We start from the raw sequence: 15,346 nt of genomic DNA, 5'->3' as shown, positions 1-15,346 counted from the left end.
TCGGTCAGCACCTCCCGTCCGACACCTGCAACCCCTTGTTCGCGCCCGCCGTCCGGCTCACCACGGCCGGTACGCACCCCGCCGCGTCGAGGGCGTAGGAGTAGGGGATGGAGACCGTGGTGTTCGACTGCGGGTCCGGGCCGGCGGGATGGTTCTCACCGCCGGGGGCGGACCAGGTCACGTTGTCGAAGATGTTGCCATCGACCTGCCAGTACCCGGCCTCGTCGGTGTAGAAGGTGCCGAGGACGTCCTTGGAGTCCTCGAAGTAGTTGCCGTCCACCTTGGCGCGGGCGCCGGCCCGGGAGTTGATGCCGGACTCGTTGAGGCGCACGTAGTGGTTGTTGTAGAGGTGAGCGATGCCGCCGCGCAGCAGCGGCGCACGGGAGTCGATGTTCTCGTACCGGTTGTGGTGGTACGCGATGAAGCCGTTCGACCGGTCGCTCTCGCTGTTCCCGACCAGACCGCCCCGGCCGGAGTTGCGCAGCACGCTGTAGGACAGCGTCACGTACTGGGTGTTGTCCTTGAGGTCGAACAGCCCGTCGTAGCCCTCCGACTCGCCGCCCGACGCCTCCAGGGTCGTGTGGTCGATCCAGACGTTGCGGACGTTGCGCTCGATGCCGATGGCGTCCCCGCCGTTGGACGTGGGGGAACCCGACTTCTTGACGTTCCGCACGGTCACGTTCCGGACGATGATGTTCTTCGATTCGCGGATGTGGATGCCCAGTTGATCGAAGACGGCGCCGCCGCCGACCCCGACGATCGTCACGTTGCTGACCTTCTTCAGCTCGATCACGCCGTCCGCGGTGTCGCAGCTGTCACCCGACACCTTCTTGGTGTTGGCGTGGTTGATGGTCCCGGTGACCTCGATGGTGATCGGGGTGCTCGCGCTCGCCCGGCCGCACAGCGCCTGGTGGATCGCCGTCCCCGTCGCCGCCCGGACCGTCGTGCCTCCTGCGCCGCCGGTCGTCCCGCCGTTCTGGGTCGCGTAACCGGTGGCGGTACCGACCGCCGCAGCGGCCTCGGGCACCGTGCCGAGCGTGCCCAGCGCTGCCGCGAGGATCGCCGCGGCCGACGCCGCGCGGAGTCCCGGGGGGAATGCTCGCTTCATCCGTGCCTCTCCGTCCGTCTTCGGAAGGTGGGTGCTGGAAAGCGCTTTCCATGTCGAAAGGTAGGAACTTGCCGTGGACGCGTCAATGGTCGCGACCATGATTTCTGTTCATGCACGTGGACAATGGGTCGACGGTGGCCGTATACCTGCCCCCGGCCCGCGCGCTAGGGTGCCCGCACAGGCACGTTACTGATCAGTAAGGGGATGTGGCATGCAGCTCGGTATCAACCTCGGCTACTGGGGTGCCGGAATGGACGCGGACAACCTGGCCGTCGCCCAGGAGGCCGACCGGCTCGGCTACGCCGTCTGCTGGGCCGCCGAGGCCTACGGCTCCGACGCCGCCACCGTGCTGAGCTGGGTCGCCGCCCAGACCGAGCGCATCGACGTCGGCTCGGCCATCTTCCAGATCCCGGCCCGCCAGCCCGCGATGACGGCCATGACCGCCGCCACCCTCGACTCGCTCTCCGGCGGCCGGTTCCGCCTCGGCCTCGGCGTCTCCGGCCCGCAGGTCTCCGAGGGCTGGTACGGCGTCAAGTTCGACAAGCCGCTCGCCCGCACCCGTGAGTACGTCGAGATCGTCCGCAAGGCCATGACCCGCGAGCGCCTGTCCTACGAAGGGCAGCACTGGACCCTGCCCCTGCCCGGCGGTCCCGGCAAGCCCATCAAGCTCACCGTGCACCCGCAGCGCGAGCACATCCCGCTGTACATCGCCGCGATCGGCCCGAAGAACCTCGAGCAGACCGGCGAGATCGCCGACGGCGCCCTGCTGATCTTCCCCTCCGCCGAGCACCTGGAGGACACCACGATCACGTACCTGCGCGCCGGGCGTGAGAAAGCCGGCAAGACCCTCGACGGGTTCGACGTCTGCCCGACCCTGCCGCTCGCCGTCGGCGACGACAAGGACGTGGCCGCCCTCGCCGACACCTTCCGCCCCTACACCGCGCTGTACGTCGGCGGCATGGGCAGCCCCAAGCAGAACTTCTACAACCAGCTCGCCCGGCGCATGGGCTACGAGCAGGAAGCCGCCGAGATCCAGAGCAAGTACCTCGCCGGCGACAAGCAGGGCGCCGCGGCCGCCGTACCGCACGACCTGATCGACAAGACGACCCTGCTCGGTTCCGTCGACCGGATCGCGGACCGGATGAAGGCCTACGCCGCGGCCGGGGTCACCACTCTCTCCCTCGCACCGGCGGGCTTCACGCTCGACGAGCGGCTCGCCTCCCTCAGGGCCGGCACGGAGGCCCTGGAGCGCGCCGGGCTCGCCTGACGGCTTCGGCCGGTCGCGCGTGTGAAGTTCCGCGGCCGTGGTGGGGGCTCGGGGGTCTTCCCCGCCACGGCCGTCACGCGGAACAACGCGCCGGGGCCGCCCTCGGTTACGGCACAGCGGCCTCTTTGCCGACCAGGGCCCCGCGGCCCCCGCGTCCTCCATTCGGCGGAGTTGTCCCTCACACCTGTTGCAGCGCCCCCCACCCCGCACTTGACTCGTTCTTCGCGGAAACCTGCGGAATGTCGCAGTACGCCCACGCGCGCGGGAGAGGTGCCCACGATGCTTTCGGCCAAGAGTCTGTTCCAGGAGATCCTCGACAACGACGAGTCCTTCGCCCTGTTCTGCTCCATCGCCGCGAGCGGTGAGTCCCAGGGCGGCTGGGAGAACGCCCGGATCGCCGCCCTCGTGCCCGAGGCCGAGCGAGAACTCGCCCCCAAGATCAGCCGGCACGGCGCCGACGAGGACAAGCACGGCCGGATCTTCAACGCCCTCATGAAGAAGCGCGGCCTCGACCCCGTGCCGGTCCCGCCCGAGACCGACTACACCATGCTCCTGGAGAAGAACGGCATCGGCCTCGCGCACGAGCAGCTCCGGCGCGACGAACGGCTCACGGTCCAGGACATCGTCACCTACCTCTCGCACAGCAGGGTCACCGAGCAGCGCGCCTCGGAGCAGATGGACCTGCTCCGCAAGCACTTCTCCGACCACCCCGACGTCGGCCGCGCGGTCAAGCAGATCTCGGGCGACGAGGACAACCACCTCGCCTACTGCCACGAGGAGCTGCTGCGCTTCGCCTACGCGGGTCACGGCCGGGCCATCCAGCGCACCCTGCGCGCGTGCGCGCTCGCCGAGATCCGGATCTACCGGGACGTCAGTCTCGCGGTGATGGCGCACATGGGCCGCATCCTCGGCTGGTCCAGGCCCAAGTCGGCCGTGCTCGCCGCGGGCATCCACGCGATGTACGCCTACGAACGCCTGGGCGGCTGGCGCCGGATGGTGTCGCTGACGCCGCCCGAGCGCCGCAACGCCCTCGGCGGCCCCGCGACCCCGGAACCCGAGTTCGCCTGAATCGGCCCGCCTCCGGGGCCTACAGCCAGCCGCGGCGCTTGAACAGCCGGAAGACCATGATCTCCAGGACGGCCATCAGGGCCATCAGCGCCGGATAGGACCAGACGTAGTGCAGCTCGGGCATGTGCTCGAAGTTCATGCCGTAGATCCCCGCGAACATCGTGGGGATCGCGGCCATGGCCGCCCACGCGGAGATCTTCCGCATGTCGTCGTTCTGCCGGACGCTCATCTGCGCGAGGTGCGCCGAGAGGATGTCCGACACCAGCCGGTCCAGGTTCTCCACGGACTCGTTCACGCGCGTGAGGTGGTCGCTGACGTCACGGAAGAACGGCCGGGCCCGGTCGTCCACGAATGGCACGGTCACGCCGGTCGCCGCCGTGCCCGCCAGCCGGCTCATCGGCGGGGCCAGCGGCCCGGTCGCCCGGCGGAACTCCAGGACCTGCCGCTTGAAGGCGTAGATCCGGGACGCCGTGTTCCGTGAGCCCCCGCCGTCCGGCGAGAAGACCTCCGCCTCCAGGCCCTCCAGGTCCGTCTGCAACTCGGTCGCCACGTCCAGGTAGTGGTCGACGGTGGCGTCGGCGACCGCGTACAGCACAGCCGTGGGGCCCTTGCTCAGCAGCTCCGGCTCCTGCTCCAGCCGGTGGCGTACGGCCTTGAGCGGGGCGCCCTCGCCGTGCCGGACGGTCACCACGAACGAATCACCCAGGAAGATCATGATCTCGCCGGAGGAGACCGTGTCGCTCTGCGGCTCGTACGCCACCGGCTTGAGCACCACGAAGAGCGAGTCGTCGTACACCTCCAGCTTGGGCCGCTGGTGGGCCTTGAGGGCGTCCTCGACGGCCAGCGGGTGCAGCCCGAACTCCCGGGTCACATGGTCGAACTCGCTCTCCGTCGGCTCGTGCAGCCCTATCCACACGAACCCGCCCGCCGTGCGGGCCTCACCCAGCGCGTCGGAGAGGTCCTCGGGTCCTTCCGTCCGCTGTCCTTCGCGGTAGATGGCACAGTCGACGATCACGAAGGGACTCTCCCGTCACTCGAACAACACCGCACGCGCGCGTGCGCCTACGCTGGACCGCATGCCCACGCTGATCCTGGTCAGGCACGGACGCTCCACCGCCAACACCGAGGGACTGCTCGCCGGCTGGACGCCCGGCGTCGCCCTCGACGAGCGCGGCGCCGCACAGGCCGCCGCGCTCCCCGGGCGGCTGGCCGAACTGCCCCTCGCCGAAATCGTCACCAGCCCGCTCCAGCGCTGCCAGGAGACCATCCGGCCGCTGCTCGACGCCCGGCCCGGGCTGAGCCCGCACACCGACGAACGCATCGGCGAGTGCCACTACGGCGACTGGTCCGGACGCAAGCTCGCCGAGCTCAAGGACGAACCCCTGATGGAGGTGGTGCAGGCGCACCCCTCCGCGGCGGCGTTCCCCGGGGGCGAGTCGATGCGGTCCATGCAGACCCGCGCCGCCGAGGCCGTACGCGAGTGGAACGCACGCGTGGAGCGCGACCACGGCGCCGACGCCGTCTACCTGATGTGCTCGCACGGCGACATCATCAAGTCGCTCGTCGCGGACGCTCTCGGACTTCACCTGGACCTCTTCCAGCGGATCTCCGTCGAACCGTGTTCCATCACGGCGATCCGCTACACCCGGCTGCGGCCGTTTCTCGTGCGGCTCGGCGACACCGGTGACTTCACGTCCCTCGTGCCGCGCGAGGCGGCGCCGGGCGGCGAGGCCGAAGTCGGGGGTGGTGCGGGCGCACCGTGATCGTTCGCCGCAGTAGGGTGAAGCGGTCGCAGCAGTGCCGTGGTCACACGGTTCCCACGATCCCAATGGAGACAGGACGTGTCCCGTCAGGTGTTCCTCTACGACCATCCGGAGCGTTTCGTGGCCGGTACGGTCGGACTGCCCGGACGCCGTTCGTTCTTCCTCCAGGCCTCCGCCGGCTCCCGGGTGACCAGCGTGGCCCTGGAGAAGACCCAGGTCGCCGCCCTCGCCGAGCGCATGGACGAACTGCTGGACGAGGTCGTACGCCGTAGCGGCGGCAGCGCCCACGTCCCCGCGGTCGCGCCCTCCGACACCGACACCGCCCCGCTGGACACCCCCATCGAGGAGGAGTTCCGGGTCGGCACCATGGCGCTCGCCTGGGACGGCGACGAGCAGCTCATGATCGTCGAGGCGCAGGCGCTCGTGGAGCTCGACGCGGAATCCGAGGAGGACCTCGCCGAGGCCGAGGAGCGGCTGCTGCAGGACGAGGAGAACGGTCCGCCGATGCTGCGGGTCCGGCTCACCGGCACGCAGGCCAGGGCCTTCGCCAAGCGCGCCCTCGACGTCGTCAACGCCGGGCGGCCGCCGTGCCCGCTGTGCAGCCTCCCGCTCGACCCGGAAGGACACGTATGTCCGCGCCAGAACGGATACCGCCGCGGAGCGTGACGCCTCCCGCGAACGCCGCCGAGCTGCTCGCCCGGGGCGAACTGACCGTACGCGGACGCATCCGTGAGGCCTCCAACGCGGCCCTGTACTGCACGGTGTCGTACGACGGCGAGGACGCGGCCTGCGTCTACAAGCCGGTCGCGGGGGAGCGGCCCCTGTGGGACTTCCCCGACGGGACGCTGGCTCAGCGGGAGGTCGCCGCGTACGCGGTCTCCGAGGCGACCGGCTGGGGCCTGGTGCCGCCCACCGTGCTGCGCGACGGCCCCTACGGCGAGGGCATGTGCCAGCTGTGGATCGAGGTGACCCCCGAGGCGGAGCTGCTCGCGCTGGTCGACGGCGAGGAACCGGAGCCGGGCTGGAAGGCGATCGGCTTCGCCGAGGTCGGCGAGGGACGCACCGCGCTGCTCGTGCACGCCGACGACGAGCGGCTGCGGCGGCTCGCTGTCCTCGACGCCGTCATCAACAACGCCGACCGCAAGGGCGGGCACCTGCTGCCCACCGGTGAGGGGCGGCTGTACGGCATCGACCACGGGGTCACGTTCAACGCCGAGAACAAGCTGCGGACCCTGTTGTGGGGCTGGGCGGGGGAGCCCCTCACGCAGGAGGCCGTCGACGTCCTGGAAGGCCTCAGGAAGGACCTGGCCGAGGGCGGGGCCCTCGCCGCGCGGCTCGAACCGCTGATCACCCGCGCCGAGATCGACGCCACCCGCGCGCGGGTCGGCGCGCTGCTCGCCGCGGGGACCCACCCCGAGCCGAGCGGGGAATGGCCGGCGATTCCCTGGCCACCCGTGTAGCAGCACAGACGCCGGATCACCGCAAGAGCGCCTTCTCGGCCGAGTGGACCGCTCCCATTCGTATATGGAACTTCAGTCCGGTTAGGCTCAAGGCATGCATGCCTGGCCCGCTTCCGAGGTCCCCGCCCTGCCTGGTCAGGGCCGCGACCTGAGGATCCACGACACCGCGACCGGCGGTCTGGTCACCCTCGACCCCGGTCCCGTCGCCCGTATCTACGTCTGTGGCATCACCCCCTACGACGCCACACACCTGGGGCACGCGGCGACCTACAACGCGTTCGACCTCGTGCAGCGCGTGTGGCTCGACACCAAGCGGCAGGTTCACTACGTCCAGAACGTCACCGACGTCGACGATCCGCTCCTGGAGCGGGCGCAGCGTGACGGCGTCGACTGGGTCGCGCTCGCCGAGAAGGAGACGGCCCTCTTCCGCGAGGACATGACGGCGCTGCGGATGCTCCCGCCACGCCAGTACATAGGCGCCGTCGAGGCCATACCCGGGATCGTCCCGCTCGTCGAGCGGCTCCGGGACGCCGGCGCGGCCTACGAGCTGGACGGGGACGTCTACTTCTCCGTGGAGTCCGACCCGCACTTCGGCAAGGTCTCGAACCTCGACGCCGCGGCGATGCGGCTGCTGTCCGCCGAGCGCGGCGGCGACCCGGAGCGCCCCGGCAAGAAGAACCCGCTCGACCCGATGCTGTGGATGGCGGCCCGCGAGGGCGAACCCAGCTGGGACGGCGGCTCGCTCGGACGCGGCCGGCCCGGCTGGCACATCGAGTGCGTGGCCATCGCCCTCGACCACCTCGGCATGGGCTTCGACATCCAGGGCGGCGGCTCCGATCTCGCCTTCCCGCACCACGAGATGGGCGCCTCGCACGCCCAGGCCCTCACCGGCGAGTTCCCCATGGCCAAGGCGTACGTACACGCCGGCATGGTCGCCCTGGACGGCGAGAAGATGTCCAAGTCCAAGGGCAACCTCGTCTTCGTCTCCAGGCTCCGGCACGACGGCGTCGACCCGGCCGCCATCCGGCTCACGCTGCTCGCCCACCACTACCGCGCCGACTGGGAGTACACCGACCAGGCCCTCCAGGACGCCGTCGCGCGGCTCGGCCGCTGGCGGGCCGCCGTGTCCCGGCCTGACGGGCCGCCGGCGGAGGCGCTCGTCGACCAGATCCGCGAGGCCCTCGCGAACGACCTGGACGCCCCGGCCGCGCTGGACGCGGTCGATCGCTGGGTGGACCTCCAGGAGCGCAGCGGCGGCACGGACATCGGCGCGCCCGGGGTCGTCTCCCGGGCCGTGGACGCGCTGCTGGGCGTGGCGCTGTAACGACAGGCACGCACAGGGGCGTCTCCCGTTCGGGAGGCGCCCCTGTGGCGTATGCGTGCGGTGTGCTCAGTCCTCCGACGACTCGTCGTCGTCCGTGCCCGCCTTCGGAGGCTTCGGCGGGCGGGTGCGGCCACTGGGGTTGTCCCGCAGGTACGACGTGCTGTCACTGCCGTCGGCCGTGGCGTGACCGCCGGGCGCGGGCGGTCCGCCGCCGTCGTGGCGCCGCAGATAGCGCTCGAACTCCCGGGCGATGGCCTCCCCGGACGCCTCCGGGAGCTCGGCGGTGTCCCGGGCCTCCTCCAGCGACTGGACGTACTCGGCGACCTCGCTGTCCTCGGCGGCCAGCTGGTCCACGCCGACCTGCCAGGCACGCGCGTCCTCGGGCAGCTCGCCCAGCGGGATGCGCACGTCGATCAGGTCCTCCAGGCGGTTCAGCAGGGCCATCGTGGCCTTCGGGTTCGGCGGCTGCGACACGTAGTGCGGCACCGCCGCCCACAGCGAGACGGCCGGGACACCCGCGTGCGTGCAGGCCTCCTGGAGGACGCCGACGATGCCCGTGGGGCCCTCGTACTTGGTCTCCTCCAGGTCCATGCGGCGGGCCAGGTCCGGGTCGGACGTCGTACCGCTGATCGGAACCGGACGGGTGTGCGGGGTGTCACCGAGCAGGGCGCCCAGGACGACCACCAGTTCCACGCCCAGTTCGTGCGCGAAGCCCAGCAGTTCGTTGCAGAACGAGCGCCAGCGCATGGACGGCTCGATGCCCCGCACCAGGACGAGGTCGCGCGGCTTCTCCCCGCCGACCCGGACCACCGACAGCCTGGTCGTGGGCCAGGTGATCTTGCGGACGCCCGCTTCCATGAACACGGTGGGGCGGTTGACCTGGAAGTCGTAGTAGTCCTCGGCGTCCAGCGCCGCGAACACCTCGCCCTTCCATTCCCTGTCCAGATGCGCGACCGCGGTGGAGGCGGCGTCGCCGGCATCGTTCCAGCCCTCGAACGCGGCCACCATGACCGGGTCGACCAGCTCGGGAACCCCCTCGAGCTCGATCACCCAGCGCCTCCTTCCGACGTGCCCTCGCTTGACCACACAACCTTACGGCGTGCCGCGGGGGCGCCCGCAGCCCCCTCGCAGGGGGAGTGCCCCCATCACTGCCCCGCGATCCGCCCCTGAACACCCCGGACTCGTCCGGGCAGTCCGTGCGGCCCTGGTCACAGCGAGGAGCGCAGCCACTGCTCCACACTCGCGACGTGCACGGTCGCCCAGCAGCGCGCCGCCTCGGCGTCCCGGTCGCGCAGGGCGGCGAGGATCGCGCGGTGCTCGCGCAGGGTGCGGGCGACGGCGTCCTCCTGGGTGAGGCCGCGCCAGATCCGGGCCCGGGTCGTGGGGCCCGAGATGCCGTCCAGCAGCGAGCACAGCACGGAGTTGCCCGAACTGCGCACGATGCCCCGGTGGAACTCCAGGTCGCAGGCGACGAGCTCCTCCACGGACGGGCCGTCGCCGAGCCTGTCCAGCTGGGCGTCGAGCGCGTCCAGTTGCTGCTCGCTGATGCGCAGCGCCGCCATGGCGGTCGCCGCCGGCTCCAGGATGCGGCGTACGGCCAGGAACTCCAGGACCGTGTCGTCACGGTGGAAGTCGACGACGAAGCTCATCGCCTCCAGCAGGAGTTGCGGGTCGAGGCTGGTGACGTACGTGCCGTCGCCCTGCCGTACGTCGAGAATCCGGATCAGAGACAGGGCGCGTACGGCCTCCCGCAGGGAGTTGCGCGACAGCCCGAGTCCGGCGGCGAGTTCGCTCTCCTTGGGCAGTCGGTCGCCCGGGCGCAGCGCGCCGGAGACGATCATCCCCTTGATCTTCTCGATCGCCTCGTCGGTGACTGCCATGGCGGCCTCCCTGTGCGTTGAGACCTCCGACGTATCAGAGACCTCCGACGTATCAGGTCATTATGCGGGCGCGGAAAATGCGGCAGGGGCGGCTCCGTCGGCGTGGAGCCGCCCCTGCCGGGATGGGGTTCCCCCCGTACCCGTGCTTACTTCTTGTCGAGCAAGTCCTGCACCTTGGCGCGGACGTCGTCCGTGGCGAGGCCGCGGATCGTCAGCGTCGTGCGGCGGCGCAGCACGTCGTCCTGCGTCTCGGCCCACTCGTGGTCCCGGGCCCAGACGACCTGCGCCCAGATCTCCGGGGCGTCGGGGTGGACGCGCTCGGCGAGTTCGGGGCTCTCGTTGGCCATGCGGGCGATGTCGAAGGCCAGCGAGCCGTAGTGGGTGGCCAGGTGCTTGGCCGTGTCCGCCGCCATGCGCGGGCCAGGCGCCGGCCGGTCGGTGAGCAGCCGGTGGGCGACCGCGCGCGGGTTGGCGATGCCGGGCAGCGGCAGCTTCTTCGGCAGCGTGCTGATCGGTTCGAAGTCGTCGCCCAGCGGGTGGCCCGGCAGCGACTCCAGCTTCTGCATGATCGTCCGGCCGATGTGGCGGAACGTGGTCCACTTGCCGCCCGCGACGGACAGCATGCCGCCCCGGCCCTCGGTCACCACCGTCTCGCGCTTGGCCTTCGAGGTGTCGCCGGGGCCGCCCGGCAGCACCCGCAGGCCCGCGAAGGCGTAGGTGATGAGATCACGGTCCAGCTGCTGGTCACGGACGGAGAAGGCGGCCTCGTCGAGGATCTGGGCTATGTCCTTCTCCGTGACGGAGACGTCCGCCGGGTCGCCCTCGAACTCCTCGTCGGTGGTGCCGAGCAGCAGCATGTCCTCCCAGGGGAGGGCGAAGGTGATGCGGTACTTGTCGATCGGGGTGGCGAGCGCGGCCTTCCAGGGGGAGGTGCGCTTGAGGACCAGGTGCGCGCCCTTCGACAGACGGATCGACGGCGCCGCGTTCGGGTCCTCCATCTTGCGCAGGTGGTCGACCCACGGACCGGTCGCGTTCAGCACCAGCCGGGCGCTGACGCCGAACTCGTCCCCGGACAGGCGGTCCTTCAGTTCGGCGCCCGTGACCCGGCCCTGCGTGAAGCGCAGTCCGGTCACCTCGGCGTGGTTGAGGACGACCGCGCCCGCCTCGACGGCCCCGCGGACCGTCATCAGCGCCATGCGCGCGTCGTTCATCTGGTCGTCGCCGTAGACGGCCACGGCCTTCAGGTTCTCGGTGCGCAGCTCGGGCACGTCCTGCGCCGCCTTGGCGGGGGACAGAAGGTGGCCGACACCGTCACCGAAAGCGGAGAGCGCGGAGTAGGCGAAGACGCCCGCACCGAGCTTCGCCGCGCCGTGCGGCCCGCCCTTGTACACGGGGAGGTAGAACGTGAGCGGGTTCGCCAGGTGGGGAGCCACCTGACGGGAGACCGCACGGCGCTCGAAGTGGTTCTCCGCCACCAGCTTCACCGCGCCGGTCTGCAGGTAGCGCAGACCGCCGTGGAGGAGCTTGGAGGAGGCGGAGGACGTGGCGCCGGCGAAGTCGCCGGCGTCCACCAGAGCCACCCTGAGGCCGGACTGCGCGGCGTGCCAGGCGGTGGAGATGCCCAGAATGCCGCCGCCGATCACGAGAAGGTCGTACGACGCCTTGGAAAGCTGCTCCCTGGTCTCGGCTCGGCTCGGGTTCGAGCCGGAGGCCGGGTGCGTCCCCAGGGCAGGCACGGACTGCAGGGTGGACTTGGTGGTCATGCTGTTTCTTACTCCTCGTCCTCGAGCCAGCCCATGGTCCGCTCGACGGCCTTGAGCCAGTTCTTGTACTCATGGGCGCGGGTCTCCGCGTCCATGCGGGGGGTCCACTCGGCGGCCCGGCGCCAGTTGGCGCGCAGGTCGTCGGTGCTGTTCCAGAAGCCGACGGCGAGACCGGCGGCGTAGGCGGCGCCGAGGCAGGTGGTCTCGGCGACCATCGGGCGCACCACGGGGGCGTCCACGAAGTCGGCGAGGGTCTGCATCAGCAGGTTGTTGGAGGTCATGCCGCCGTCGACCTTGAGGGCGGTCAGCTCCACGCCGGAGTCCTTCGTCATGGCGTCGGCGATCTCACGCGTCTGCCAGGCGGTGGCCTCCAGGACGGCGCGCGCGAGGTGCGCCTTGGTGACGTACCGGGTCAGACCGGCGATCACACCGCGGGCGTCGGAGCGCCAGTACGGGGCGAACAGACCGGAGAAGGCCGGCACGAAGTAGGCGCCGCCGTTGTCCTCGACCGACAGGGCGAGGGTCTCGATCTCGGCGGCGGTGGAGATCAGGCCCATCTGGTCGCGCATCCACTGCACCAGCGAACCGGTGACGGCGATCGAGCCCTCCAGGGCGTAGACCGTCTTCTGGTCGCCGATCTTGTAGCCGACCGTCGTCAGCAGGCCGCTGTAGGAGTTGATGATCTTGTCACCGGTGTTCATCACCATGAAGGTGCCGGTGCCGTAGGTCGACTTGGTCTCGCCCTCGGCGAAACAGGTCTGGCCGAACAGGGCCGCCTGCTGGTCGCCGAGCGCGGAGGCGACCGGAATGCCGCCGAGCAGGTCGCCCAGCTTCCCGCCGGTGATCTCGCCGTAGACCTCCGCGGAGGAGCGGATCTCGGGCAGGATCTGCTGCGGGACGCCGATGGACTCGCAGATCTTCTCGTCCCACTGCATGGTGTGCAGGTTCATGAGCATGGTGCGGGAGGCGTTGGTGACGTCGGTGACGTGCTTGCCGCCGTCGGCACCACCGGTCAGGTTCCAGATGACCCAGGTGTCCATCGTGCCGAAAAGAATGTCTCCCGCCTCGGCGCGCTCCTTCAGGCCGTCGACGTTGTCGAGCAGCCAGCGGGCCTTGGGGCCGGCGAAGTAGGAGGCGAGGGGGAGGCCCGTCTCGCGGCGGAAGCGGTCCTGGCCGACGTTGCGGCCGAGCTCGCGGCACAGGGCGTCGGTGCGGGTGTCCTGCCAGACGATGGCGTTGTGGACGGGCTCACCGGTGTTCTTGTCCCACAGCACGGTCGTCTCGCGCTGGTTGGTGATGCCGATGGCCTTGATGTCGTCCCGGGTGATGCCGGCCTTCTCGATGGCCCCGGCGACGACCTCCTGGACGTTCGTCCAGATCTCGGTGGCGTTGTGCTCGACCCAGCCCGGCTTCGGGAAGATCTGCTCGTGCTCCTTCTGGTCGACGGAGACGATCCGGCCGTCCCGGTCGAAGACGATGCAGCGGCTGGAGGTGGTGCCCTGGTCGATGGCGGCGATGAAGGGGCCGGCGGTGTGCGCGTCGGTCACTGTGTGCTCCTGGTAATTCCGGGTTTAAGGGGCTTTACGTACGGCGCGTGCTGGAAGTTTCGCTCAGGCGCGAGAAACGGGCTCCTAGGCGAATGCGACGTTGTAGATGCCCGCCGCGATGGCGCCGCCGATCAGCGGACCCACCACGGGGACCCAGGCGTAGCCCCAGTCGGAGCCGCCCTTGTTGGGCAGGGGAAGCAGGGCGTGCACGATGCGCGGACCGAGGTCACGGGCCGGGTTGATCGCGTACCCCGTCGGGCCGCCGAGCGAGAGGCCGATGGAGACCACGACGAGCGCGGTGACCAGGGCGCCCAGGGTGCCCAGACCGTTGCCCTTGTCGTTCAGGCCCTGGGTGAGCACGGCGAGCACCAGCACGATGGTGCCGATGACCTCCGTGGCGATGTTCTGCCAGGCGACCCGGACCTCGGGGCCGGTGGAGAAGACGCCCAGCACGGGGCCGGCGCCCTTCTCCCGGGCCTCGACGGCCTTGGCGGTGTCCTGCGCGCCCGGCCCGCCGACTATCTCGCGGTCGGTGAGGTGGGCGTGGAACTGACCGTAGTAGACGATCCAGACCAGGGCCGCGCCGATCATGGCGCCGAGGACCTGTCCGGCCCAGTAGACCGGAACGTTCTTCCAGTCGCCGTCCTTGATCGCGAGCGCGAGGGTGACGGCCGGATTCAGATGGGCACCGGACAGCGGTGCCGAGGTGTAGACGGCCGTGAGCACCGCGAAGCCCCACCCGAAGGTGATGGCGAGCCAGCCGGCGTTGCGGGCCTTGGAGGCCTTCAGGGTGACGGCGGCACAGACGCCGCCGCCGAGGAGGATGAGTATGGCGGTACCGATGGTCTCGCCGATGAAGATGTCGGAGCTGGACACCCGCGACTCCTTTGTCCTACGTCCAGGGAAGTTCGATACCGGCCTGGCGTTGTCACACTCTAGCGCGTATTGCCGGTAGCTGTTCGACAATGTCGACCGATGGACGGGAGTCTTGCTTCGGCGTTACGAGCACGTCAAGGGCTGTGGACTCGAAAATCTGATCGTTACTGATCGCCCCGGGCTCAGTGATCTTTGCCGTAGGTGGGCGCGGGCATGCCGAGGACCGGAACGCCGTACGGCGTTCCGGTCCGCTCGTGTGCCCTCAGAACCGCCCGGCGCCCAGGTCTCGCGACACCGCGCGGGCGCAGTCCCGTACCGCCGCGATGAGCTCGGGCCGCAGCGCGGCCTCGTCGTCGGGCCGGCACAGCCGCTCCACGGCGCCCGTGATGCCCACCGAGCCGACCGGCATCCGCCGCCGGTCGTGGATGGGGGCGGCGATGGAGGCCACGCCCTCCCAGGTCTCCTCCACGTCCGCCGCGTACCCCCGCGCGCGTGTGACGTCGAGGATGTGCTCGAAGCCCTCCGGCTCGCACACGGTCCGGTCGGTGAACGCCTTGCGGTCGGCTTCCAGGGCCTCGCTGTGCGCCACCGGGTCGTAGGCGGACAGCACCTTGCCCAGGGCCGTGGAGTGCAGTGGCTGCATGGCCCCGATCTCCAGGACCTGCCTGCTGTCGTCGGGCCGGAAGACGTGGTGCACGATCAGTACGCCCTGCTGGTGCAGGACGCCCAGATAGACGCTCTCGCCGCTGGAACGGGCCAGGTCGTCGGCCCACACCAGGGCGCGCGCCCGCAGCTCGTGCACATCGAGGTAGGTGGTGCCCAGGCGCAGCAGCTCCGCGCCCAGCTGGTAGCGCCCGGAGGCGTCGTCCTGCTCGACGAAGCCCTCCTGCTGCAGGGTGCGCAGGATGCCGTGGGCGGTGCCCTTGGCCAGGCCCAGCGACGAGGCGATGTCGGACAGGCCGAGCCGCCGCTCGCCGCCCGCCAGCAGCCGCAGCATCGCGGCCGCCCGTTCGAGCGACTGGATGTTCCGTGCCATCGCCGTACTGCCTCCGTCCCCTTCGACCGCCGACAAGCGTCACCACAGCCCTCGTTCGGCAATGTCGAACACTACCGGTCGATGCCGACCTCTCGCTAATGGCGGGGCGCCATTTGTTGCGTCACGATGGCCGACACGCCGCGGTTCCACCGCCTTGACGGTGACCGATCCGTCGCCGGCGGGCCGCGCCCATGATGACGGCACAGGGTGACGGGCGAACCACCGCCGGGCCGTTCGCGCGGTGGCCGGCACGC

General features: G+C 70.5%; 13 protein-coding genes and 1 pseudogene. 6 read left to right on the top strand and 8 right to left on the bottom strand.

Annotation, left to right across the window (positions count from 1 at the left end; genetic code table 11):
- Positions 1 to 7: 7 nt before the first annotated feature.
- Positions 8 to 1,108: pseudogene (locus ACIQU3_RS32795) on the bottom strand (polysaccharide lyase family 1 protein); the annotation flags it as partial.
- 211 nt (positions 1,109 to 1,319) lie between these two features.
- Between ACIQU3_RS32795 and ACIQU3_RS32790 the strand changes: the two are divergent.
- Both ACIQU3_RS32790 and ACIQU3_RS32785 read left to right on the top strand, forming a co-directional pair.
- On the top strand, positions 1,320 to 2,375 hold the full coding sequence (locus tag ACIQU3_RS32790) for an LLM class F420-dependent oxidoreductase (RefSeq protein ID WP_403728830.1): 1,056 nt from the start codon (positions 1,320 to 1,322) through the stop codon (positions 2,373 to 2,375).
- A gap of 279 nt (positions 2,376 to 2,654) precedes the next feature.
- Complete coding sequence (locus tag ACIQU3_RS32785) at positions 2,655 to 3,443, top strand: ferritin-like domain-containing protein (protein ID WP_403728828.1); 789 nt, start codon at positions 2,655 to 2,657, stop codon at positions 3,441 to 3,443.
- Between the two features lie 19 nt (positions 3,444 to 3,462).
- Here ACIQU3_RS32785 and ACIQU3_RS32780 read toward each other — a convergent pair whose 3' ends face one another.
- On the bottom strand, positions 3,463 to 4,458 hold the full coding sequence (locus ACIQU3_RS32780; protein ID WP_403728826.1) for a magnesium and cobalt transport protein CorA: 996 nt from the start codon (positions 4,456 to 4,458) through the stop codon (positions 3,463 to 3,465).
- A gap of 61 nt (positions 4,459 to 4,519) precedes the next feature.
- Here ACIQU3_RS32780 and ACIQU3_RS32775 point away from each other — a divergent pair, with 61 nt between their 5' ends.
- From ACIQU3_RS32775 to mshC, 4 genes are all read left to right on the top strand, one after another.
- Complete coding sequence (locus tag ACIQU3_RS32775; RefSeq protein WP_403728824.1) at positions 4,520 to 5,206, top strand: histidine phosphatase family protein; 687 nt, start codon at positions 4,520 to 4,522, stop codon at positions 5,204 to 5,206.
- A gap of 78 nt (positions 5,207 to 5,284) precedes the next feature.
- Positions 5,285 to 5,872, top strand: a complete 588-nt coding sequence (locus tag ACIQU3_RS32770; protein ID WP_248507471.1) for a DUF3090 domain-containing protein — start codon at positions 5,285 to 5,287, stop codon at positions 5,870 to 5,872.
- Entirely contained in the window at positions 5,836 to 6,666 is an 831-nt protein-coding gene (locus tag ACIQU3_RS32765) for an SCO1664 family protein (RefSeq protein ID WP_403728819.1), read from the top strand. The genes ACIQU3_RS32770 and ACIQU3_RS32765 overlap by 37 nt, the downstream gene beginning before the upstream one ends.
- Before the next feature lie 94 nt (positions 6,667 to 6,760).
- Positions 6,761 to 7,990, top strand: coding sequence for a cysteine--1-D-myo-inosityl 2-amino-2-deoxy-alpha-D-glucopyranoside ligase (gene mshC / locus ACIQU3_RS32760; RefSeq protein ID WP_403728817.1), 1,230 nt, complete (start codon positions 6,761 to 6,763; stop codon positions 7,988 to 7,990).
- A gap of 66 nt (positions 7,991 to 8,056) precedes the next feature.
- On the opposite strand, the gene ACIQU3_RS32755 is transcribed toward mshC, so the two are convergent.
- From ACIQU3_RS32755 to ACIQU3_RS32730, 6 genes are all read right to left on the bottom strand, one after another.
- Entirely contained in the window at positions 8,057 to 9,040 is a 984-nt protein-coding gene (locus ACIQU3_RS32755) for a PAC2 family protein (RefSeq protein ID WP_403728815.1), read from the bottom strand.
- A gap of 158 nt (positions 9,041 to 9,198) precedes the next feature.
- Entirely contained in the window at positions 9,199 to 9,870 is a 672-nt protein-coding gene (locus ACIQU3_RS32750; RefSeq protein ID WP_403728813.1) for a FadR/GntR family transcriptional regulator, read from the bottom strand.
- Between the two features lie 146 nt (positions 9,871 to 10,016).
- Complete coding sequence (locus ACIQU3_RS32745) at positions 10,017 to 11,633, bottom strand: FAD-dependent oxidoreductase (protein ID WP_403728811.1); 1,617 nt, start codon at positions 11,631 to 11,633, stop codon at positions 10,017 to 10,019.
- Positions 11,634 to 11,641: 8 nt separating this feature from the next.
- Positions 11,642 to 13,180 (bottom strand): glycerol kinase GlpK, encoded by a 1,539-nt coding sequence (glpK, locus tag ACIQU3_RS32740; RefSeq protein ID WP_403728809.1) that lies wholly within the window; start codon positions 13,178 to 13,180, stop codon positions 11,642 to 11,644.
- An 84-nt stretch (positions 13,181 to 13,264) separates the two neighbouring features.
- Positions 13,265 to 14,056 (bottom strand): MIP/aquaporin family protein, encoded by a 792-nt coding sequence (locus ACIQU3_RS32735; protein WP_403728805.1) that lies wholly within the window; start codon positions 14,054 to 14,056, stop codon positions 13,265 to 13,267.
- A 262-nt stretch (positions 14,057 to 14,318) separates the two neighbouring features.
- Positions 14,319 to 15,092: an IclR family transcriptional regulator gene (locus tag ACIQU3_RS32730; protein ID WP_053673928.1), complete on the bottom strand. Its 774-nt coding sequence runs from the start codon at positions 15,090 to 15,092 to the stop codon at positions 14,319 to 14,321.
- Positions 15,093 to 15,346: the final 254 nt, after the last annotated feature.

It is taken from the genome of Streptomyces sp. NPDC101110 (genome assembly GCF_044759525.1).
Classification (GTDB): Bacteria; Actinomycetota; Actinomycetes; order Streptomycetales; family Streptomycetaceae; genus Streptomyces.
The sequence above is the reverse complement of the archived record's forward strand: the minus strand, read 5'-3'. Positions and strand labels throughout refer to the sequence as shown.

Bases quoted from the DNA above. Each gene is read 5' to 3' on its own strand.
- ACIQU3_RS32790 (WP_403728830.1), top strand. From the start codon at position 1,320: ATGCAGCTCGGTATCAACCTCGGCTACTGGGGTGCCGGAATGGACGCG.
- ACIQU3_RS32785 (WP_403728828.1), top strand. From the start codon at position 2,655: ATGCTTTCGGCCAAGAGTCTGTTCCAGGAGATCCTCGACAACGACGAG.
- ACIQU3_RS32775 (WP_403728824.1), top strand. From the start codon at position 4,520: ATGCCCACGCTGATCCTGGTCAGGCACGGACGCTCCACCGCCAACACC.
- ACIQU3_RS32765 (WP_403728819.1), top strand. From the start codon at position 5,836: ATGTCCGCGCCAGAACGGATACCGCCGCGGAGCGTGACGCCTCCCGCG.
- mshC (WP_403728817.1), top strand. From the start codon at position 6,761: ATGCATGCCTGGCCCGCTTCCGAGGTCCCCGCCCTGCCTGGTCAGGGC.
- ACIQU3_RS32750 (WP_403728813.1), bottom strand. From the start codon at position 9,870: ATGGCAGTCACCGACGAGGCGATCGAGAAGATCAAGGGGATGATCGTC.
- ACIQU3_RS32745 (WP_403728811.1), bottom strand. From the start codon at position 11,633: ATGACCACCAAGTCCACCCTGCAGTCCGTGCCTGCCCTGGGGACGCAC.
- ACIQU3_RS32730 (WP_053673928.1), bottom strand. From the start codon at position 15,092: ATGGCACGGAACATCCAGTCGCTCGAACGGGCGGCCGCGATGCTGCGG.